At 39.7% G+C, this 22431-nt stretch carries 21 protein-coding genes; all 21 read left to right on the top strand.

Annotated features, from left to right (window positions below; all coding sequences use genetic code 11):
* Positions 1-217: 217 nt before the first annotated feature.
* The 21 genes from Q7J67_04005 (at position 218) to Q7J67_04105 (ending at position 22133) form a co-directional block, all read left to right on the top strand.
* Positions 218-1333 carry an ROK family protein gene (locus Q7J67_04005; GenBank protein ID MDO9464442.1) on the top strand — a complete coding sequence of 372 codons (1116 nt, stop codon included), beginning with the start codon at positions 218-220 and terminating at the stop codon, positions 1331-1333.
* 35 nt (positions 1334-1368) lie between these two features.
* Entirely contained in the window at positions 1369-2337 is a 969-nt protein-coding gene (locus tag Q7J67_04010; GenBank protein ID MDO9464443.1) for a hypothetical protein, read from the top strand.
* A gap of 35 nt (positions 2338-2372) precedes the next feature.
* Positions 2373-3752, top strand: coding sequence for an aspartate aminotransferase family protein (locus tag Q7J67_04015; protein MDO9464444.1), 1380 nt, complete (start codon positions 2373-2375; stop codon positions 3750-3752).
* A gap of 76 nt (positions 3753-3828) precedes the next feature.
* Positions 3829-4590 carry an SDR family oxidoreductase gene (locus Q7J67_04020; protein MDO9464445.1) on the top strand — a complete coding sequence of 254 codons (762 nt, stop codon included), beginning with the start codon at positions 3829-3831 and terminating at the stop codon, positions 4588-4590.
* 83 nt (positions 4591-4673) lie between these two features.
* Positions 4674-6161: a trimethylamine methyltransferase family protein gene (locus Q7J67_04025; protein ID MDO9464446.1), complete on the top strand. Its 1488-nt coding sequence runs from the start codon at positions 4674-4676 to the stop codon at positions 6159-6161.
* Between the two features lie 4 nt (positions 6162-6165).
* Positions 6166-7116: a thiamine pyrophosphate-dependent dehydrogenase E1 component subunit alpha gene (locus tag Q7J67_04030; GenBank protein ID MDO9464447.1), complete on the top strand. Its 951-nt coding sequence runs from the start codon at positions 6166-6168 to the stop codon at positions 7114-7116.
* A 17-nt stretch (positions 7117-7133) separates the two neighbouring features.
* A complete protein-coding gene (locus Q7J67_04035) occupies positions 7134-8102 on the top strand; it encodes an alpha-ketoacid dehydrogenase subunit beta (protein MDO9464448.1) in 969 nt (322 codons plus the stop codon).
* 4 nt (positions 8103-8106) lie between these two features.
* Positions 8107-8670: a flavodoxin family protein gene (locus tag Q7J67_04040; protein ID MDO9464449.1), complete on the top strand. Its 564-nt coding sequence runs from the start codon at positions 8107-8109 to the stop codon at positions 8668-8670.
* Between the two features lie 81 nt (positions 8671-8751).
* Entirely contained in the window at positions 8752-9756 is a 1005-nt protein-coding gene (locus Q7J67_04045; protein ID MDO9464450.1) for an ornithine cyclodeaminase family protein, read from the top strand.
* The gene (locus Q7J67_04050; protein ID MDO9464451.1) at positions 9753-10832 is read left to right on the top strand and encodes a Gfo/Idh/MocA family oxidoreductase; all 1080 of its coding nucleotides are present in this window, start codon (positions 9753-9755) and stop codon (positions 10830-10832) included. The genes Q7J67_04045 and Q7J67_04050 overlap by 4 nt, the downstream gene beginning before the upstream one ends.
* A 5-nt stretch (positions 10833-10837) precedes the next feature.
* On the top strand, positions 10838-11752 hold the full coding sequence (locus Q7J67_04055; protein ID MDO9464452.1) for an aminotransferase class IV: 915 nt from the start codon (positions 10838-10840) through the stop codon (positions 11750-11752).
* Between the two features lie 20 nt (positions 11753-11772).
* On the top strand, positions 11773-12786 hold the full coding sequence (locus Q7J67_04060; protein MDO9464453.1) for a dihydrodipicolinate reductase: 1014 nt from the start codon (positions 11773-11775) through the stop codon (positions 12784-12786).
* A 2-nt stretch (positions 12787-12788) separates the two neighbouring features.
* Entirely contained in the window at positions 12789-13631 is an 843-nt protein-coding gene (locus tag Q7J67_04065; GenBank protein ID MDO9464454.1) for a polysaccharide deacetylase family protein, read from the top strand.
* Positions 13628-14863 (top strand): uroporphyrinogen decarboxylase family protein, encoded by a 1236-nt coding sequence (locus tag Q7J67_04070; GenBank protein MDO9464455.1) that lies wholly within the window; start codon positions 13628-13630, stop codon positions 14861-14863. The genes Q7J67_04065 and Q7J67_04070 overlap by 4 nt, the downstream gene beginning before the upstream one ends.
* Positions 14864-14883: 20 nt before the next feature.
* Positions 14884-15708, top strand: coding sequence for a transketolase (locus Q7J67_04075; protein MDO9464456.1), 825 nt, complete (start codon positions 14884-14886; stop codon positions 15706-15708).
* Positions 15705-16634, top strand: a complete 930-nt coding sequence (locus Q7J67_04080; GenBank protein ID MDO9464457.1) for a transketolase C-terminal domain-containing protein — start codon at positions 15705-15707, stop codon at positions 16632-16634. Before Q7J67_04075 ends, Q7J67_04080 begins: the two co-directional genes overlap by 4 nt.
* A gap of 12 nt (positions 16635-16646) precedes the next feature.
* A complete protein-coding gene (locus tag Q7J67_04085) occupies positions 16647-17681 on the top strand; it encodes a uroporphyrinogen decarboxylase family protein (protein ID MDO9464458.1) in 1035 nt (344 codons plus the stop codon).
* A gap of 13 nt (positions 17682-17694) precedes the next feature.
* Entirely contained in the window at positions 17695-18732 is a 1038-nt protein-coding gene (locus tag Q7J67_04090) for a uroporphyrinogen decarboxylase family protein (protein ID MDO9464459.1), read from the top strand.
* Entirely contained in the window at positions 18729-19985 is a 1257-nt protein-coding gene (locus Q7J67_04095; GenBank protein ID MDO9464460.1) for a sulfatase, read from the top strand. Before Q7J67_04090 ends, Q7J67_04095 begins: the two co-directional genes overlap by 4 nt.
* 2 nt (positions 19986-19987) lie before the next feature.
* Positions 19988-20659, top strand: coding sequence for a carbohydrate-binding family 9-like protein (locus tag Q7J67_04100; protein ID MDO9464461.1), 672 nt, complete (start codon positions 19988-19990; stop codon positions 20657-20659).
* A gap of 115 nt (positions 20660-20774) precedes the next feature.
* Positions 20775-22133, top strand: coding sequence for an extracellular solute-binding protein (locus Q7J67_04105; GenBank protein MDO9464462.1), 1359 nt, complete (start codon positions 20775-20777; stop codon positions 22131-22133).
* The last annotated feature ends 298 nt before the right edge of the window (positions 22134-22431 follow it).

Here is a 22431-nt window from a genome sequence, read left to right on the forward strand (position 1 = left end):
ATTCTTGGGGGCTTTTTAGGTGTGCACTTTTAAAACTTAAATCGCTTAAAAACTGTGCACTTTTAAATTTTAACTGACACCAGAATTCGTTGGCTTGACAAAAACTAGTTTATTTTTTATAATTACTTTTTAGAGACATTCTAATAAGGCTAATTTAGTTATGAGAACCATTACCTGCAATTTAAATACAATGAAAAAAATCAACAGGTTGAGAATAATGAATCTGTTGAATACAGAAGGTCCTCTGTCGCGGATAGAGCTTACAAAAAAGTCAAAATTGGACGGAAAGACTGTTACAAGCCTAACTAAAGAACTTATTGGGGAAAATCTTATAAGTTCTATTGGTTATAAATCTTCAACTGGAGGTAGATGTCCTGAATTACTTAATATCAATGCAAATGCAAGACAGTGTATAGGGCTTTACATGGATGGGGAAAAGATTTTAGCAATCCTATCTAATTTAAAAGGCAATATATTGATAAAAAGACAATTTCCCCTAAAGGTAGGAGCCTCAAGAAAAACAGTTATTGATGTATTTGAAAAATCTATACTGTCACTTACTGAACAGGCAGAACATTCAAAGCTACTGGGTATAGGAATAGCAGTTCAGGGTATAATGGATGCAAAGATGGAGACAGTGATACAATCTGCTTTATTCCCATCCATGGAGGGAATGAACCTGAAGAAAATATTGCGAAAGATATATTCTGCGCCAGTTGAGATTGAAGATTCTGCCAGATCCAAGGCTTTGGCAGAGAAGTGGTTTGGAGCTGCTAAAAAAATAGATAACTTCATTCTTCTTGATATGGGCCTGGGGATAGGCTGTGCTATCTTTGCGGAAGGGCACATTCATTATGGTGAAAATATGAGTTCAGGAGAACTAGGACATACAATAATAGACGAGAGAGGCACTTTGTGTCGTTGCGGGCATAGAGGATGTCTTGAAACTGTTGCATCATTAGAGGTTCTCGAGAGAAGAATAAAAAAAGAATTGGGTTTAAAAAGCACAAATCTTGGGGAAATTATAGAGCTGTTAAATAAAGAGAATGCTACTGCAAAGGATATTGTTTGTGAAGTAGGCCATTATATAGGATTAAGTATAAGCAATGTAGTAAATGTAATACACCCATCTCACATAATTCTTGATGGTTTACTAACTAGGCTTGGGAATATATTTTTTAATTCTATAGATGAGACTCTCAAACATTATACAATGCCTAGCTTTTACAATAATCTAAAACTTGTTCCAGCAAAACTGGGCGATGAAGGAGCGTCCTTGGGTGCTACTACGCTCCTGTTGCGAAAAATATTTGAAATGGAAGAACTGATGTGATTTTGTAGGAAGAAAAAAAGGAAAGGAGAAGTATTATGGATCTGAGTCAGAGAATCAAGCGCTATCGTGAGGCGGCCGTCAAAGCCGTCGAGTTCACGATCAGGTACCAGCTGTCTGACGGTGGATACATCTGGGATGGGTATGTCAAGAACGCCTACCACAAGCAGGTTTACTCATGGCCGCTGGCCGGTCGTTTCAGTGAGACACAGCGACTCCTGGACTGGGTCAAGAAGAACACGCTGCAATCCGACGGGCAACTGAAGGATTACCTCGGGGACGTCTACAAACTTGCATGGCTGGTTCACGGAGCCCAGCGGTTGGGACGGTTCGATGTTTCCTATCCGCTCGGATCATTTCTCTTCTCCTACCAGGCGCCCTGTGGTGGCTTTCCGCGGTACACTGCCGACAAGTTGATCCGGTCGGTGTCCACGGCCTGGATGGGGATAACGGCGCTCAGTTTTGGTAAGCTTGATGTGGCGGAAAAGACCGCGCAGTGCTGTATCAGCATGCTGGAGCAACAGCCTGATAAGAACAGGTTCTACTGCCAGATGACCGGGGACGGCAAGCTGGTTACCGAGAAGGAGGATCCAAAGGCACTGATAGTCGATATCGCCAAGCCCAAGCAGAACTACTATGAGCTGGGACTTCCCATGATGCTCATGTGCCGGTTGTATCAGGCGACAGGGAAGACATCGTGGCTGGATTACGCGAAGCCGTTCTTCGAGTTTAATCTGCGTTGCTACGACGACAAGTTCGCTTTCGTCTTCAGTGGAAAGACCGCCTTTGCCGCGGCGATCTATTACTCCATTACCGGCGACGAGAGGGCAAGAGATGCTGCGTATCAGTTCTGCGACTTCCTCGTGGAGACACAACTTCCAGATGGCAGTTGGCGTGATGAGATCAGTGATCCGGATGAACTTCTCTACTATGTTGACCACGCTGCCGAGTTCTGCGTGTGGCTACTGGAGATCGCGGCGATCATGGAGAGTAAAGAGAGAATATAACCTATAAACTATAACGAATCATAGGAGGATTTAAAATGAGAGATGAAAAGTTTACAGGAGAACAAATTAAACAATTGAAAGAAGATGCTTTGCGCTATATATGCCCGCATTCCGCTAAGAATGACGAACTGCTTGTAAATGGTCCTAAAATATTTGTAAAGGGAGAGGGCTGTTATATCTATGATGTGGAGGGCAAGAAATATCTTGATACATTCGCAACCCTGGTTACATCGATATGCGGACATGATCGTCCGGAGGTAAGAGAGGCAGTATATGAACAAATGAAGAAGCTGGAGTTTTTCCCCAATTATGTGGATAGCTTTACATTACCTCTTATCAAGCTGGCAAAGAAACTAGAAGAAATTACACCTGGAGACCTTTCAGTCTCTTTCTTTGTTAACAGCGGTTCAGAGGCTAATGAAACAGCTATAAAGATAGCCAAGCAATACCAACTACAGATTGGACAACCTAGTAAGTGGAAAATTATTGCAAGAAGATTCTCCTATCATGGGACAACCTTAGGCGCTGCATCAGCTACAGGTATACCTTCGTATAAGAAATATCTTGAGCCGTTGATGCCTGGATTTATATTTGCAAAGGCCGCTCGCGACTGCGAGTGTCCGGAAGGTATGGGTTCGAAAGAATACGGAAAAGTCTGCCTTAAGGAGTTAGATGATTTAATGCAATTTGAAACACCGGAGACAATCGCAGGTATGATAATGGATCCTGTGCCCGGATCGAATACAGCATATCCGATTCCTCCTGAAGGATATCTTCAAGGCGTAAGGGAACTCTGTAATAAATATGGAATAGTACTGATATTTGACGAGGTTCAGACAGGATTTGCTAAAACGGGAAAAATGTTCGCATGTGAACACTGGGATGTAACCCCTGATATTATAACTCTTGGCAAGAGCTTAGCAGGCGGGTTTGCTCCTTTGGGCGCCGCTGTAATGACAGAGAAAATATATAAGGTATTTAAGAGAGTTGGACATGAATTGAAAAGCGGAAGCACATTTGGCGGTCATACGGTTTCGTGTGCAGCAGCCTTGGCTAATATAGATATAATTGAAAAAGAGAATCTCGTAGCAAAAGCTGTCAAAATGGGGAAATATTTAAAGGGAGAACTGGAGAAATTGTATAAGTATCCTATTGTAGGCGATGTTTGCGGAATAGGAATGCTTCTAGCGGTAAAGCTGGTATCTGATAGAAAGACAAAAAAACCTCTGGACCAAAAACTCAAAGTAGGTAAATGGATAAGGGAACGCTGCTGGCAGCTTGGAATGATACTTCGCAACAACGGAGATATTATTGTAATTGCCCCACCTCTTATTCTATCTAAGGATGAAGCAGATGAGATGCTTAAAAAGATGGAGCAGGCAATCTCTGATGCAATGAAACACTTTGGCTTATGAGTACAGGTTCGCCGACGCAGGCAATGCTTAATATGGAGATTCGAAAATCTCAGATCGCTTTAAAAAAGGAATAAATATGGTAAATTTGGAAAACAAGATTGCGATTGTTACTGGAGCAGCACGTGGAATTGGACGCGGATGTGCACTGGAAATGGCAAAAGCTGGCGCAGATATTGTTGTGACGGACTGTGCATATCCAGAAGAATCACAAGAAGTAGCAGAGCTTGTTCAAAAGATAGGGCGCAAAGCAATTGTTGTCCCACTGGATGTTGCAGATAGGCAGGAAGTTAAGGATATGGTGCAAGCAGTGCGAGAAAAATTTGGCAAGATTAACATTCTTGTCAATAATGCTGCAGCAAGTGTTCACAAGCCGTTTTTGGAGATATCTGTTGAAGATATGGCGCACGTCTTGAATGTCAGTCTCTGGGGTGTGTTCCATTGCAGTCAGCTGATTGCATCTGTCATGGTCGAACAGGGTCAGGGTGGAAAAATTATTATTATTAGTTCACTTCATGCTTCCATCCCGAAAATAAACTCATTGGCTTACAATACGGCGAAAGCCGCCATCAATCAGATGGGCTATACAATGGCAGCGGAACTAGCACAATACCATATCAACGTTAATGTAATCGAACCAGGATCTACGGACACGCCGGGAGAACGCGCATTCTATACAGAGGAAGAGATAAAAAAAGAGGGGGAAGAGTTACCATGGGGACGATTAGCTACAATCGAAGACATCGGCAAAGCTACGGCTTTTCTCGCTTCTGACGCCGCCGATTACATCACTGGTGCATGTCTGCGTGTAGACGGAGGATTTTGGTTGCCATGGAGGTGAAAAAATCAAAAGCTACTATTACTAGGAGACCCACAATATAAGCAAATGTTAGAGTAATGAATAAAACAAGGGAGGGTTGTAAAATGTTAAGCATAACAAAAAAAGAAGAACTCAGGGACAAGGTGTGTAGCATGCTCAGTAATGTAGGTATGAAAGTTGATTGCGAAGAAATGAAAAAGATTTTGCTTGGTAATGGGTGTTCTGAAGCTCCAAACAGCCGCCTAAAAATTCCAGAAGAATTAATTAAAGAGTTTTCCACTTCTCAAGAAAAAAAATCAGATAAAGAGGATGAAAAAGAATTCCTTGAAATGACTCTGGAGTTTGGTGCTGCATATACCAAGTTTCTTCTTTGGAGTGGTAGAAAAGATGTGGTGAAAAAGAAATTAGAATCAGAATTTATAACAAATATTTTTGATGATGGTCCAACCAAGCTTTATGATTACAAGGAACATAAAGAGGTTCCAGTAAATACAGAGATATTGACTAATATGATGAAGTTAGCCCATGCAATTCCTGAAGTAGGATATGTTCCAGCCTGGTACCGTCAGGATGTGCCTCAGGAAACAGAAAGAATATCATCATTGATCGAAGCCTTAAAACTTACGGATAAAGTAGGAGGAGTTGAGTCAATTTCTATTGGACAGGTAAAGTATCTGATAGAAATTGGTGATATTATGGGAGAAAATCCAAAAGGATGTCCATATCTTCACGGCTCACAGTGTATGACTTCTCCTTTAATGCTTGAGGCAAGATCTGCAGATGAAATGATTGAGAGAAAAAATAGAGGGGTGGGAAGATATTATGTTGCTTCCATGATAACTCTTGGGGTTTCTACACCAGTGTCGCTATCAGATTCAATCATTTTGGGAGCAGCTGAAATTCTTGGGGGAATGATAGCTGCATATTGTTTAGATCCTGAGGCAGAAATTACAGGCAGAATGATTACATCTGTCCTTGATATGAAAACTGCAAATGCAACCATGTGCAGACCAGAAGGAGCCATTGTGAATGCAGGTGTTAGGGAATTATTTGATGATTTCTTTGGCTCTCAGATAAGAACAACCCCGGATTACATGACTACTGCAAAGGTTCCCGGACTTCAGGCAGTATACGAAAACTTTTTTTCTGGAAGTGCTTTTAGTAAAGTTATGAACTTGAATGAGGCTTTTTATCCTGGCGTTGGAGTATTAAACATTGCAGGAGCAGGGTCTCCAACACAGGCAATTATGGATATTGAAATAAAAAAATCTCAATATTTTCTTAGAAAGCAATGTGAGATTAATGATAGTTCTATGGATTTTAAGGAATTCTGTGAGGGCATATCTAATGGTAAGGAGTTTCTAAACAGCGATTATACGCTAAACCACTTTAGAGACATATGGTCTCCTTCCATATTTATAAGCGGGAATGCAGAATCAGGAGATGAAAAGAGTATTCTTGATAGATGTGATGAAGTATGGAGAGGTCATCTTAAAAATTACAAATCTCGAGAATTACCCGAGGAGAAAAGAAAGGCATTGGATGATCTATTAGCTAGAGCAGAAAAAGAATTATTGCGGAAGGAGGAATAATATAATGGACGGGGAAAAATTAACTAAACTACTTGATTTAATGTACAGGATACGTTTCTTTGAAGAGAGAACAATGGTGCTTTTTCGGGAGGGTTTAATAGTCGGTGCTCTTCACCATTATATAGGTGAGGAAGCAATCGCTGCAGGAGCTTGTGCTGCAGCGGAAAAACACGATTATGTTGTAAGCACTCATCGTGGACATGGACACTGCATTGCCAAAGGAGCTGACTTGAAGCGTATGATGGCTGAGCTCATGGGCAGGGAAACAGGCTACAGCAGAGCACGAGGCGGGTCCATGCATATCTTCAGCGTAGAGGAAGGATTGTTGGGAGGAAACGGCATTGTAGGTGGTGGTCTTCCTATAGCTCTTGGTTCTGCACTTTCAGGTCAATACAGAGAATCAGGACAGGTGACTCTCTGTTTCTTTGCTGAGGGAGCAGGTGCGCGAGGAACATTTCATGAATCCTTGAACCTGGCTGCCTTGTGGAAGCTTCCTGTTGTATATATATGCGAAAATAATCTCTGGGCAGCTACTACCTATATAAATTACAGCTTACCAATAGAGAATATCGGAGACAGAGCTTCCGCTTATGGAATACCTGGGAAGGTAATAGATGGAAACGATGTAGAGGAAGTTTATAAGACTGTGGATGAGGCGATAAAGAGAGCAAGAGAAGGCAATGGTCCTACTTTAATAGAGTGTAAGACATACAGGCATTATCCGCACTGTATGGTGATACCTGATACAAGGCCGCAGGATGAGGTTATGGAGTGGAAAAAGAAAGATCCTATTCCGCGTTTTGAGAAAAGGCTTCTGGAAGAAAAAGTAATAACAAAGACTGAAATGGGAAAGATTAAGAAAAAAGTCAAGAACATGCTGGATGAGGCAGAAGAATTTGCAAGAAAGAGTCCTCTGCCAGCTGTAGAGACAGTTGAAGAAGGACTGTGGGCATAAAAGGAGGTATTTGTAATATGAGAGAATTAACATATCTTGGTGCTTTAAATGAAGCTTTAAGAGAGGAAATGGAAAGAGATGAGAATGTTTTCCTCATAGGGGAAGATATAGGTTCGTTTGGTGGCGTTTTTGGAGTGGAAAAAGGACTCTGGGAAAAGTTTGGTGAAAAAAGAGTAAGGCAAACTCCCATATCAGAGGATGCAATAGTGGGAACTGCGGTTGGTGCTGCAATGACAGGGCTGAGACCTGTAGCAGAAATAATGTACATAGATTTTATAACATGCTGTATGGATCAGGTAGTAAATCAGGCGGCAAAACTCCGTTATATGTCAGGCGGTAAGATAAAAATGCCTTTGGTTATACGAGCGCAGGGTGGAAGTGGTACTGCAGAAGCAGCGCAGCATTCACAAAGTCTGGAAGCGTGGTTTGTGCATACTCCAGGGCTTAAAGTAGTAATGCCTGCTACAGTATATGATGCAAAAGGACTTCTAAAAACAGCAATCAGGGATGATAATCCAGTAATATTTTTAGAGCACAGAATGCTTTACAATATAAAAGATAATGTTCCGGAAGGAGAGTGGACAGTGCCGTTTGGTAAGGCAGAGGTAAAACATGAGGGAAAAGACATTACCATTGTCGCCACATCCCTTATGGTCCATAAGGCATTGGAAGCGGCAAAAGAGCTTGCTGATAGCATCAGTATAGAGGTTATTGATCCAAGAACATTGGTCCCGCTTGATATAGATACAATTCTGAAGTCAGTAAAAAAGACCTCTAAATTACTTGTTGTTCATGAAGCTCCTACAATAGCAGGAGTTGGTGCAGAAATAGTAAGACAGGTTGTAGAAAATGCATTTGATTATCTTGACGGAGCACCGCGTGTTCTCGGTGGTAGAAGTATTCCAATGCCTTACGCGCCAATACTGGAGAAAGCATGCACACCTCAAAAAGAGGGTATAGTCAAACTCATAAAAGAAATGATGTGATAATATGAAAATCTGTGCATTTCTTGGCAGTCCTAGAAAAAAGGGAAATACTGCCCGTGTATTAAATTGGATCTTGGAAGAGGCGAAAAATAATGGACATAAAATAGAGCTGGTATATCTTCAAGACCAGAAGATATCCGGTTGTAGAGAGTGTTTTGCTTGTCAGAAAATAGTTGACAGACCGGGATGTTCTATTAAAGATGACATGCAGAGACTATATCCAAAGATTTTAGAAGCGGATTGTATTTTGATTGCTACTCCTGTTTTTACGTGGTCTGTTTCTGCCCTGACAAAAGCATTTCTTGAACGAACATATTGTTTTGAGAAATTTTCTGAGGACGGTAGTTATATTTCCTTTGTGGAAGGCAAGAGATGCGGGCTTGTAGTAACAGCAGCTGGAGATGAATTTGAGGGAGCAGATTTAGTAGTTGAAAGCTACAAACGAATGGTTGAGTTTCACAGGATGAAAAATATCGGGCACCTTGTGGTCGCCAATATTCAGACAGAAAAAGATCTCGCAAAATCCGATATTAAGCAAAGAGCGAGACAATTTGGGAAAAGGCTGTGATTTTAACAGCGATTCGGGTTACTCTGAGCGGTAGCTGGTTTCAGTTGGCTACAGAAAGATAAATAATAGAAAGGGTTTAAAATGAGCAGAAAAGAAGTTGAGGTTTTATTCCTGTCAAGAGAAGATGTCGAAAGAAACATCGAGGTTAAAGAGGCAATAGATATCGTAGAAGAAGCTCAAAGAGAATGGGGCAATGGGCAAACAGAAAATGGGCCATTAATTCCAATGAAGTTCAAAGACATTCAACCTGAAAGACATGGGAATTTTATGTACGGTTGTGCATATTTAAAGAACATGGATGTTTCGGGGATGGTATGGACTGCGGTTTTCAGGGATAATCCATCCAAATACGGCTTACCATTTGCCACGGGAATTGAAATAATTAACGATACTGTTACAGGACAACCTTTAGCTGTTATGGAAAGATCAAAAATAACCGAAATGGTAACTGCAGCTACATCGGCTGTGGGAGCAAAGTATCTTGCAAGAGCGGATTCGAAAGTTCTTGGAATAGTTGGTTGTGGCGCACAGGGAAGAACGCATCTTCAGGCTATAAAAGAGCTCTTTGATATTAAAACTGTAAAAGTGTTTGACGCAAAAAAAGAATTTCTCGAAAAATATATTGAGGAAATGAGTGACAAAGCAGATGTTGATATTCAGCCTGCTGAAAGTGCAGAAGAAGTTGTCAGCAACTCAGATATAGTTGTTACAGTAATTAACCCTGCCGTGCCTTTGATAAAATATAACATGATTAAACCAGGTAGCTTGGTTATTGCTGCATGCGGAGCCAGGGAATTGTATGATGACGTATGCAATAAGATGGACAAGTTTACAGTTGATGATTGGGAGCATATTCTGGAAAGATATCGTTTCAAGGATTTCTTATCAAGGGGCATAATTACAAGAGAGACACCACATCTTGAATTGGGGAAAATCATAGCTGGCAAACAAAAAGGTAGAGAAAATAATAATGAGAAAATATTGTTTGTACATGCTGGAATGATAATAAATCACATAGCAATAGGACATTTGATATATAAAAAAGCGAAGGAAAATGGAGCAGGAAAGGAATTCAGGGTTTTATGATATGGAAGAGAGAGGAGAAAGTTATGGTCAACTGGGGAGTTATGGGAGCAGGAGGCATAGCAAGAAGAAGAACCATACCTGAAGGAATTGCAAAAGCTAAGAATGCAGAACTTGTTGCTGTTATGGACATTGATGAAAAGATTGCAAAAGATGTAGCAGATGAATATAAAGTCAAAGCATATACAAAAGAAGAAGAATTGTTAGATGATAAAAATGTTCAGGCTGTTTATATTGCTACTCCTGTTAATCTGCATTGCAAGCAAGTAGTTGCAGCAGCTAATAAAGGAAAGCATATATTATGTGAGAAATCCATGGCAATGACTGTTGAAGAATGCGAGAAGATGATTGAAATTTGCAGGGATGCAGACGTAAAGCTTTGTCTTGGATATATGATGAGATTTCATACGATTCATACAAGAATTAAGGAGATGATACAACAGGACTTGCTTGGGAGGATTGTTATGTCCAGAGCCCAACTGTCTTGCTGGTATCCAGAGATACAGGGCGCATGGAGACAAAAAAAGGAGCTTGGCGGCGGTGGCTCTCTCATGGATATGGGAACACACTGTATTGATCTTCTGGAATTTATACTGGATAGTAAAGTAGCAGAAGTTTCCTGTTTTACTGGCAATTTAGCTCATAAATATGAAGTTGAGGATACTGCAGTTGTCCTGATGCGATTTGAAAATAGCGCACAAGGTATTGTTGACAATTGCTTCAGTATACCTGATGATTCATCAAAAAATATGCTGGAAATTTATGGAACAAAGGGAAGTATTCTGTGCAAGGGAACAATAGGACAGGGTGATGGAGGAGAAGCTATTTTGTATATTGAAGAGGAAGGGAAACAATACGATGCAGACCAAAAAAGGGAACCTATTTCCTCTAGCGAAATAATAAACCCGAAACCGATTAATACCTACCAGGCAGAAATAGAACATTTTTCGGATTGTATTATAAACGATACAAAACCTTCTACTTCCGGTGAAGATGGCATATGGAGCCAAAAAGTTGGTTTAGCCTGCTATGAATCAGCAAGCACAGGAAAGGTTGTAAAAATTAACAAAAGGAGATAATCGTAATGGAAAGACTGGTATATGTAAATGGGGAAATGGTTCCTGAAAGCGAAGCTAAGGTTTCTGTTTTTGACGTTGGCTTTCTCTATGGAGCTACGTTTTTTGAATCCGTAAGAACTTTTAAACACAAATTTTTTAAACTCGATGAGCACTTGAGTCGTCTTGAGCGCTCTTTACGCTACGCAGGAATACCTGATATTATCACAAAAGAGAAAATGGCGGATATTATGTCTCAGGTACTGGATGCCAATATTCATCTTACAGATAAAGAAGACGATATGTGGATGTGTGCAGAGGTTACACCGGGGAAAACATTCCCAATGCCTTTAATGAAACAAATAGATAAGACTCCGACCGTTATTGTTTATTCCAGTGCTATGCCGCATAGCGAGTATGTCAAATATTATACGCAAGGGAAACATGTTGTAACCTCTTTAATTAGAAATACATCCCCCCAAAATCTGGATTCACGCGCCAAGAATCGCAACAGAGTTCCTCATTTTCTTGCAAAATTAGAGATTGTAAAAAGAGATCCTGATGCTATTGCTCTTTTCCTTGACCTTGCTGGAAATATAACAGAAGGCACAGGCGCCAATATCTTCTTTGTCTTAGATGGCATCTTATTCACTCCTACAACAAAGAATATTCTGAACGGTATCAGCAGACTGACTGTTATAGAACTGGCAGAGAAAATGAATATAAAGGTTATAGAGAAAGACCTTACTTTATATGACGCTTATAACGCCGAAGAGGCATTCTGGACAACTACTTCATACTGTATTCTGCCTATTTCCATGATCGATGGCCGCAAAATCGGGGATGCGTATCCGGGTCCTTATGCGAAAAAGCTCCTGGATGCATGGAGTAAGGAAGTAGAAGTTGATATAATCGGACAGGCTCAGAAATTTGCAAATAAATAACAAAAAAAGGAGAAAACAAGGTGGATACTATTAAAATTATACAAATAGGGTTAGGCCCCCTTGGCCAAAAAATTACAAAATACATTCTGAAAAGAAGAGGACTTGAAATTGCAGGAGCAGTAGACTCTGCACCTGATAAGGTAGGCAAGGATTTAGGAGAGATCTGTTCTATCGACAAACTGGGTATACAGATTTCCAAGTCACTGGATATTGCAATGGGGAACTCCAAGCCTGATGTTGCCTTATTGACCACGGTCTCAGATATGGAAAGAATTACCCCGCAGATTGAAGAAATCCTCTCATACAGAATCCCCGTTGTTTCTACCTGTGAAGAATTATCATTCCCGTGGGAGACTTCTCCAGAACTGGCAAAAAGAATTGATGAAGCAGCAAAGTCCCACAATGTTTCAGTTCTTGGGACGGGCGTAAACCCTGGATTTCTTATGGATTTTCTGCCGATTGCAATGACAGGAGTTTGCCAGGATGTTAAAAGCATAAAGGTTTCAAGAATACAGGATGCTTCCTTTAGAAGAATTCCGTTTCAGAAAAAGATAGGTGCCGGGCTTACTTTGGAAGAATTTGAGGAGAAAAGGAAGTCTGGTACTCTGCGCCATGTCGGGCTTACGGAATCAATGCATATGATTGCAAGCAAAATGGGATGGAAACTCTCTAGAACAGAAGATATTCTTACACCTGTAGTCGCAGAACATGATATAAAAACAGATGTCATGAAGATATCCGAGGGTATGGCCCGAGGAGTCCAGCAGATTGGCAAGGGTTATGTTAACGGAGAACAGCTAATCACGCTTGAGTTCAGGGCAGCTATTGGCGAAAAAAACTCGCATGATACAATCCAGATAAAAGGAACTCCAGATATAAACTCAACAATAGAAGGAGGCGTTAACGGAGATATAGCCACATGTGCTGTAACTATAAATGCTATAAAATCAATTCTTAATACAGCCCCTGGTCTCAGAACAATGGCAGATGTGCCGGTGGTTTCTTTTTTTGACAGCTTGGAAGGGATTTCTTAATTATGATATGTTTGACTGGTGATATCCATCACGGCTCATTAAACACAAACGAGCAGAAATATATAGAAATTACGGATGACTCGGAAGTTAAGATATCCTGCAGATATCTTAAACTTCTGGAGAAATACGGAATAAAGGCAACCTTTTATGTAACAGGAAAAACGCTTGATGAAGAGTGGGAAGATTTTAAGCCGATAGCAGATTCAGAGCTAGTGGAAATTGGCGGTCATACTTATGGGGGATTGCCTATCAGTAATCTTTACAGAGCATGGTGTAAAATTACAGGAAAAGCACCTGTATCGCACAGTTATACACATGGTTCCTGCCTGCAGCAGAAAAAAGATATACAGAAGATGATAGATGTGGTGAAGACCAAGGCGGGCAAGAATATCGTGTCATGGCGCAGTCACGGTCTGGTTTTTGATGAAAACACCTATCCTTTGCTAGCGGAGATGGGAGTTCAAATGATTTCCGATGATCCGAGCTGGAACAAAATCTACGCTGAAAAGACGAAAGAGGGGCTGATTTCTCATCCTATGAATGTCATCATGGATCATGATCATATCTATCATGCTCATAGGACAAAGGAGTATGTTGATAATATGAAGGAAAACTGGCCCTGGCCTGATGACTCAACAGCTGACTCGTATACAATCGAAGAGTGGGGCAGGATGGTTGAGAAGCAGGTTCTTGATATTGAGAAAAAAGGAGGCATTGCAACAGTCCTCATGCATCCTATTTGTATGTATACCTCTGATAACTTCAAAACAGCTGAGAAACTTTTTAAGATTTTTTCCAAATATAAGACCATATGGGCTCGTGAAATTCCCGAGTATCTAAAATGACATCAAGAGAAAGAGTAAAAAAAGTATTGAATTTTGAGGTGCCTGACAGGCCTGCTATTGATCTTGGGTCAACAAGAATGACAGGTATTTCCGCATGGATATACAGAGAGCTAAAGAGACGACTAGGAATAAAATCTGATGAAGTTAAAGTATTTGATTTAAGCCAGATGCTTGCAGAAGTTGAGTTACAAGTTCTTGATAGATTAAGGTGCGATTTTGTTATGTTGCCAATGCAGAGCCTAAAATTTGAATTAAAATATGGTGATTGGAAAGATTACACATTCTGGGATGGACAAACATTTAAAGTTCCAAGTGAATTTAACCCAAGGGTTACAGAAGAGGGTACTTTACTTATAGGAGATACTCCCAATTGGAAAAAAGAAACTCGCCGTATGCCCAAAGGATGCAGGTATCTTGATAGAATAGAATATCCTGACATTAAGACAGTAGATTTTGACATATCTCATATAGACAAAAAGGACTGGGTGTTTTCAAAACCTCTTTCAGGCGAATTTTTAAAAACAGAAGAAAATAATGCTAAAATATTAAAACAATCAACTGATAAGGCTATTGTGTCTTCAGGGGGAATATCGGGAGCATGGGGAATGCCAGCAGGATATGGAGGAGTTATAGGATGGGGAATAAAGATGGCTCTTGACCCAAATCATGCAAAAGAATATATGATGGCAGAAGCAGAAGCATTGTCCAAGCGTATAAAGTTATATTTAGAAGCAGTAGGTAATTATATTGATATTATAGTTGTAAGTGGTACTGATTTCGGAGCACAAAAAAAGGAACAATTTAATCCTGAATTATTTAAAGAATTCTTCGTGCCTGCATGGAAAATAGTAACAGATACAATACATAAATTTGATGATATAAAAATATTTATTCATTCATGCGGATGTGTGAAGGATCTCATCCCCTACTTTATTGATGCAGGTGTTGATATTTATAACCCGGTTCAGTGGTCTGCGGATAATATGGATCGAGAGGAGCTTAAAAAAGAGTTTGGGAACAAGATAGTATTCTGGGGCGGAGCAGTCAATACGCAAAAAACATTTCCTTTTGGTACACCTGATGAAGTGAGAAAAGAAGTGAGAGAAACTATTAATATACTCGGCAGAGATGGAGGCTATGTGGTAAATCCAGTACATAACATACAGGCAGATGTACCAGTTGAAAATATAATTGCATTGTATGAGACTGCAAAGAATTATAGATATGGTTAATAAATAGGAGATGAATTATTATGAATTCTGACAAGATTGAAGATTATAAAAAACTGGCTACTCAAATCAGAGTTGATGTTCTTAAGATGATCTATAAGGCAAAAAGCGCTCATATAGGCGCTTCTTTCTCAATGGCAGACATACTTGCAGTACTCTACGGAGGCATCATGAAGGTAAACCCATCCGATCCCAAATGGGAAGATCGTGATAGATATATCCAGAGCAAGGGACATGCAGCAGCAGGTCTTTATGCAGTGCTTGCAGAAAAAGGGTTTTTCCCAAGGGATTGGCTGGAAACCTATTATCAGGATGGAGGACATCTTATGGGGCATGTATGGCACAAAGTCCCTGGAGTAGATGTATCCAGTGGTGCTTTAGGTCATGGACTTTCCATGGCATGCGGAATGGCGATTAATGGAAAATATAAGAAGAAACAATATCGGGTTTTTGTTATGCTCAGTGACGGAGAATGTGATGAAGGTTCGGTATGGGAAGCAATTATGTTTGCTCCGCAGCATAAACTTGATAATCTTGTTGCTATAGTTGATTATAACAAACTTCAGGCGCTTGGCACAGTGAAGGATGTTCTTGATTTAGCTCCTCTTGCAGACAAATGGAGAGCGTTCAACTGGTCAGTAAAAGAAGTGGACGGACATAATTATAAAGAAATTGATGACGCATTATCAAGTGCTCCTTTTGAACAGGGAAAGCCAAGCTGCATTATAGCTAATACAGTAAAAGGAAAGGGTGTAAGTTATATGGAAAATAAAGTAGAGTGGCATTATAAAAGTCCGGATGAAGAGCAGTTAAAACAAGCTTTTTCAGAATTGGGGGTGACGGAATGAGACCTGCATTTAATAAAACACTTGTTGAATTAGCAAGAGAGGATGAACGCATATTTCTGGTACTGGCAGATATTGGATTCAACGCAGTCGAACCGTTTGCAAACGAATTCCCTGACAGATTTTTTAACGTTGGTGTAGCCGAGCAGGATATGACAGGTATAGCGTGCGGATTGGCTCTGGAAGGCAATATTGCTTTTACTTATACAATAGGAAATTTTGTGAGTATTAGATGTCTTGAACAGGTGCGCAATGATGTATGTTATCACAATGTAAATGTCAAAATTATAGCAATAGGCGGCGGTGTTGCCTATGGAGCACTGGGCTCCTCTCATCATTGTGAACAGGATCTGGCGATTATGAGGTCATTGCCAAACTTAATAGTTCTCTCTCCTGGAGATGCTGTTGAAACAAGACTTCTAACGCGTGCAATAGCAGCACATAACGGGCCATGCTACATGAGAGTCGGAAGGGGTAAAGAACTTGTAGTTCATAAAAGTGACCCGGACCTAGAGATTGGTAAAGCAATTACTATGCGAGAGGGAAACGACTTAACATTAATTTCAACAGGAGATATGCTGCCCTATGTTATGGATGCTTCTGAGTCCTTAGAACAAAACAGAATTAATGCACGTGTCTTAAGTATGCATACAATTAAACCTTTAGATAAGGAAGCCATAATATCTGCTGCACGCCAGACAGGCGCTATTATAACAATAGAGGAACACAATATACTGGGTGGCTTGGGGGGCGCAGTGGCAGAAATTCTGGTTGAATCAGATTGTCATAAAGTCCCTTTCAAAAGGATGGGTTTAAATGATGCATTCTGCAAGAAAATTGGTTGCCAGAAATACCTGAGGAAGGAATATGGCTTATCAGTTGAGGATATTGTAAATACAGCAACATCAGTTACTGGTAAAAAACAATAAGGAGAGAGGAAGATGGCATATTCAGGGGTTCTGGAAGATATAAAAATATGTGTTGATCTAGGTATTCCAAAAAAAGTCCCGATTTTTGCTCTGGCAGAACTTTTTAATGTGCGAATGGCTGGAATGACCTATGAAGAGTATACCTACAATGTTGATAAGCTCGTTAAGTGCGAAGTAGAAGCTGTAAAACGATTTGATTATGATTGGGTCTATCTTAATCCGGATGATAATATGGAATTCGAGCCCCTTGGAATAAAGACAAAGGGAGAGGAAAATGTTCCCTTAGGTGCATATGAATTTTTACCTGCTTCATGGGATACACTTAAAACTTTAAAGCTCCCTGATTTCCAGCGCGATGGAAGAATGCCGGCTTTTCTTGAGGCAATAAGCAGGATTAAAGAAGAGTTAAAAGATACCATTTGTCTTTGCGGCCGGGTAGCTGCTCCATTCAGTTCAGTAGCATTATTATATGGAGTAGAGAAGGCGTTGATGCTTCTCTTTGAGGACTCCGAATTGTTTAAAAAAACGGCAGATTTCTTTTTGGAACTTATGAGTGAATGGGGAAAAGCCCAAATTCAGGCCGGAGCAGATGCTATCTGGGTGGGAGATTGTGTTGCTTCCTCTGGTTTTATATCTCCAAAACATTATTCTGCATTTGCTGCTGAAGGAGCATTAAAATTAAATAGAGCGTTAAAAAAAGAGGGAGCCGTCATTTTCTATCACGCTGGTGAATCATCTCTCCCGCATCTTGAATTAATGGCTGATACGTATCCGGATGCTCTTAGTATAGGCGGAGGGATAGATATTAGGGAGGCTAAAGAGACCGTAGGCAAAAGAGTCTGCCTGCTTGGCAATATTCACGGCATCAAGACATTACAACGAGGCAGTTCTGAATATGTAGAAAAAGAGACCATAAGAATTATGGAAAGCGGCAAGAAAAATGGCGGTTATATATTTAATTCTGAAGAAGGTATTGCTTATCAAACGCCGGAGCAAAATATAAGAATAATGATGCAGACTGCTAAAAAATATGGTAGTTATAAATAGAAAGGATTTCATTATGACCTCAAGAGAACGAGTTTTTGCCGCATTAGAAGGTAGAACGCCTGACAGAGTACCTATAATGGAACTGGTTGTGGATCAAAAGGTCATACAGGCAATTCATCCTGGCATCTCATACTATGATTTTATTGAAGAAATAGGTTTTGATGTTGTATGTGTAGGCATGAGTACAGATACCGATAAGATAGAATGGATTGATAAAAATAAAAAAATATTCAAAGGTAAATGGGGAGAGACAAGAGCCTTCACAACAGAAGTTAAGGCTGTTCCTATTCCTCCATATCCCATACAAGCAGAACAAGACCTAAAATCATATACACCTCCTGATCCCAATGATCCTGACGCGTTGGGTGATCTTAGGGAAGTTGTTAAGAGATTCAAGGACAAAAAAGCTATTGCATGGGTTGGAGGAGGTGTGTTTGCTCCGCAGCAGTATCTAAGGGGAGTAGAAGATTTACTTATGGATTATGTATTGAATCCTCAATTGGTTAAGAAGCTCGCAAAAATTGGAGAAGAATATTATATTGAATTACACAGAAGGGTCATAAAAGAAGGAGTGGATATTGTAATTCTTGGAGATGATTATGCCGGTAAAACAGGGCCTATGATGTCTCCGGCGCATTTTGAAAGTTTTATACTACCGGGATTGACTGCCATTGTTAAAGGAATAAAAAAAGCAGGAGCTTATTGTATTAAACACACAGACGGAGATATATGGAAAATCATTGATATGATTATCAAAACGGGTGTTGATGCTATTGGTCCGGTAGAGATCGGTGCTGGAATGGAGCTTGACAAGATTAAGGAAAAGTATGATATTTGTGTAGTTGGTAATGTGGATATAGATCTTCTTTCGCGTGGAACGGTTGAAGAAGTTGTTGAGGCGACAAAAGAGTGCATCAAAAAAGGAGCCTCTCGGGGAGGACATATTCTTTCGTCTGCTAATAGTATTATTTCTGCAGTTAATCCTGCTAATTTTTTGGCAATGGTTAATACAGCTAAGGAGTTCGGTAAATATCCAATGGAAGAACAATGAATATATTGCTAATCATGCCTGATGCTCTAAGGGCCACCAACCTCAGCTGTTGTGGTTATTCTAAAAACACCTCTCCGTTTATGGATAAACTGGCAAAAGAGGGCGTTGTGTTTAAAAACGCAATTGCTCAAACTGCGCATACTCATCCAGGCGTCGTTTCCATTTATACAGGACTCTATCCCGCCACCCATTGTCAACAAACTCCCGATGACTATGCTGAATTTGCAAAAACAGGCTGGAATAATGAGTGGAAAGCTCCTCTTAATATACTTAAAGAACATGGTTATACAACAGGCGGGAAACATGCTGATTCATGGTGGCCTCTGGGATACCTGATAGAAACAAAAGTGGATAAGATTTTCAATAAACTTATAGAGGATTATACAAACAGACCATTTTTTATGATGTGTATGCCGTATTACACCCATATTGCATATAACGCTGTGCCTGATTATGACAAACTGTTCTTATCTGAGGGTAATAAACTTACTGATAACTTTAGAAAATACATGGATATAATAAAGACGACAGGACATGGATATGTATTAAATCCAGAATTTGTTGGTAAAAAATATCAGGATGCAAAAACAGCTAGTGCATGGAAGGTATTTACCTTATCCGAGGAAGACAGACCATCTATAGTGGCTCTGTACGACGGAGCAGTAAGAAACCTGGATATGGAAATAGAAAGATACGTAAAAAAGCTGGAGGAATTAGGCATCTTAGATGATACATTAATTATCATAACTTCAGACCACGGAGAAGAAATATTGGAAAGAGGATCATTAGGACATGCCTCCTGTTCAATGGCAGGAACCCTGTATGACGAAAACATAAGAATTCCTCTTATCATGAGATATCCAAAGGCATTGCCGCAGGGCAGGGTAATAGAAACTCAGGTAAGTCAGGTGGATATAATGCCTACAATATTTGATATATTAGGTTATTCTATGCCTGAACTTACGGAAGGCCATTCACTCCTGCCGCTTATCAGAGGAAAAGACATTGATTTTGAAGAAGAGACACATTGCGAAACATTGGTTTGCGGTATGCAGACTCTGGATTGGGATAAAAGAATGAAGTGGGCCCTCAGAACACCGCAGTGGAAGCTTATATACAGTCAGGATCCAAAGAGCAATTATTACGAACTGTATAATCTAAAAAATGACCCAGAAGAGAAAGTAAATCTTATTGACAAAGAACCAAAAATCGCAGACGAATTAAAAAAGAAACTCAGGAAAAGGAGAGTCTAAACATGAAAGCAAAAGTCTATGAATGTCTTTATATCAATGAGAAAATGAAGATCGATGGTATTCTTAATGAGAAAGCATGGCAAAAAGCTAAAATACTGGATTTCTACATACCTGTCACACATAAAAAACCAATAAGTAAAACAGAGGCTAGACTGCTCTGGGACGATAAGTATTTATATGTAGGATTTAAAGCCTATGATAAGGATATATGGGGATATTTTAAAGATAGAGACGACCCAACATGCAGAGAGGATGTTTTAGAAGTTTTCCTTAAGACGGATTTTAAAAAAGAGCCGTATTATAATTTTGAGATTAACGCTTTAGGCACTGTCTACGATGCATTCAACATAAAAAGAAATGCTGCAGGTTCAGATCACAGATGGAAAAAGTGGAACTGCAAAGGACTAAAAGTTGGAATAAAAATCAAAGGGACTTTAAATAACTGCGAAGACGTAGACGAATACTGGCAGATGGAAGTAGCTATTCCATTTGCAAGCTTATCAACACTGAAAGAAAAAACTCCAAAAAATAAAGACCAATGGCTATTTCATTTAGCCCGTTACGATTATTCCGTATATCTTCCCAAAGGAGTAGAGCTGAGTTCATGCTCTAAGTTATCAGAGGTTAATTTTCATAAATACGAAGACTGGATGAACTTGAAATTCGTAAGATAGCAAAAGCCAGCAGTTGTATTCAAATTGTCAAAACTTGATTTCTGCTTTTTTTCTTGACACGTTTTTGTCTGTGTGTTAAATTACAGACAAATAAACAAAACAACAAATAGACAATATGGACGCTATAGAAATAGAAAGCAAAACACCTTTATATCTTCAGATGAAGAAAATCCTTAAGAAAAGATTTCTTTCTGGAAGAAAGGCAATTGCCAAACTTCCCACTGAAACTGAACTTGCCTTTGAATACAATGTTAATAGAGCGGTGATACAAGGAGCAATGAAGCAGTTATGTGAAGAAGGGTACCTATACAGAAGACCGAAACTTGGGACGTTTATATCGCAAAAGAAAAAAGATACTCTCCGAATAGCATATTATGAACCTAGTCCAGCTCACTACTTAATGAAGAAAATATTTTCTCTGTTTGAGAAATCACATCCCAACATCTCTATTGAAGGGACAGAATTCCCTGCCTCAGAAGAATATCCAGGAAACATTGCCGAACTGATTTCCGATAATAAGGTTGATGTTATAAAGGTAAGCGAATCACTATTCAGAAACTTTGATGCTCCTAATCAGTTTCATTCTTTAAATGGATATGCCAAACAATGCAAAGATAACACTTATCTTAAGCCATGGAATGCGTTCAAATCTGCAAATACTCATTATGGTTTTCCAATAGCTTTCTCTCCTGTTGTAATGGCGTATAACAAGAACATATTCGACAAGGCGGGCACTAGCTATCCAAAAGATGGATGGAACTGGAATGATTTTTTAGATAAGGCGAAAAAATTAACTGGTTCTGACAGATATGGATTTCTATTTTCCTCAACTCTTAACCGCTGGCCCGCTTTTATCTTCCAGAATGAAGGGAAATTACTCAGAGATGATGGAAAGTCTTTTGATCTATCCAGCGCTGAATCTCAAGAAGCAATAAGCTTCATACAAAATCTAATGCACAAGTGGAAAGCAGCCCCTGTATTTGGGGATCCATCGGAAAAGACTTCCTCTCTTTTTTCAAGGGATAAGATTGCAATGATGATGGCAAGTTACTATGAATTCAGTATTCTTAATAAAATCAAAGATTTTTCATGGGATATTGCTCCACTACCTGAGAAAAAATGCAAGGCAACGCTTTTATTAGTGGATGGATTTGTAATATCAAGAAAGACTACAAATTTTAATCTGGCTTCAGAATTTTTGAAATTTATTCAGTCCGAAACAGTACAGGAATATATAAGAAGCTTTAAAACACTTGTCCCTGTTAATAAAAATATAGCTGAAAAAGATGACAGGAAAACTCCAAAAAATTACAAAATATATAAACAAGTTTTGCCTTATGCTGAGCTACTGAATTTAGCTCACCATGGCACTCAAATAGAAATCTTGGAAGAAGAAACAAATCTATTATGGCATGGGCTGCAGAGTTATGAGGAGATGTGTGAGCATATAAAAAATCGGCAAAACACAAAATAATGTTTAAAACATTTGGATTTAGAATTTTAGGTTTGTTTAGGATTTAGAGTTTAGGGTTTAGGATTTGATATAAAGAGGAGGTAATTAAAAATGCTAGCTAGAATAAGAAAGATGTTGGGAAGGGCTGGATTTACGTTGATCGAGCGTGTGCCCAGCGAAGGCTGGAGGAGCTAGTCTGATGAAAAGAACAGACCCTACTAATTACCCAATTCAGGTAGGTAGCCTGACTGCTGGGGCGTGTGGTAACATACGTTCTCAATGCGCAGTGACAAAGTCGCCAGAAGGGGAGTTTGCTCGT

The organism is bacterium (genome assembly GCA_030652805.1).
Lineage (GTDB): Bacteria > JAHJDO01 > JAHJDO01 > JAHJDO01 > JAHJDO01 > JAHJDO01.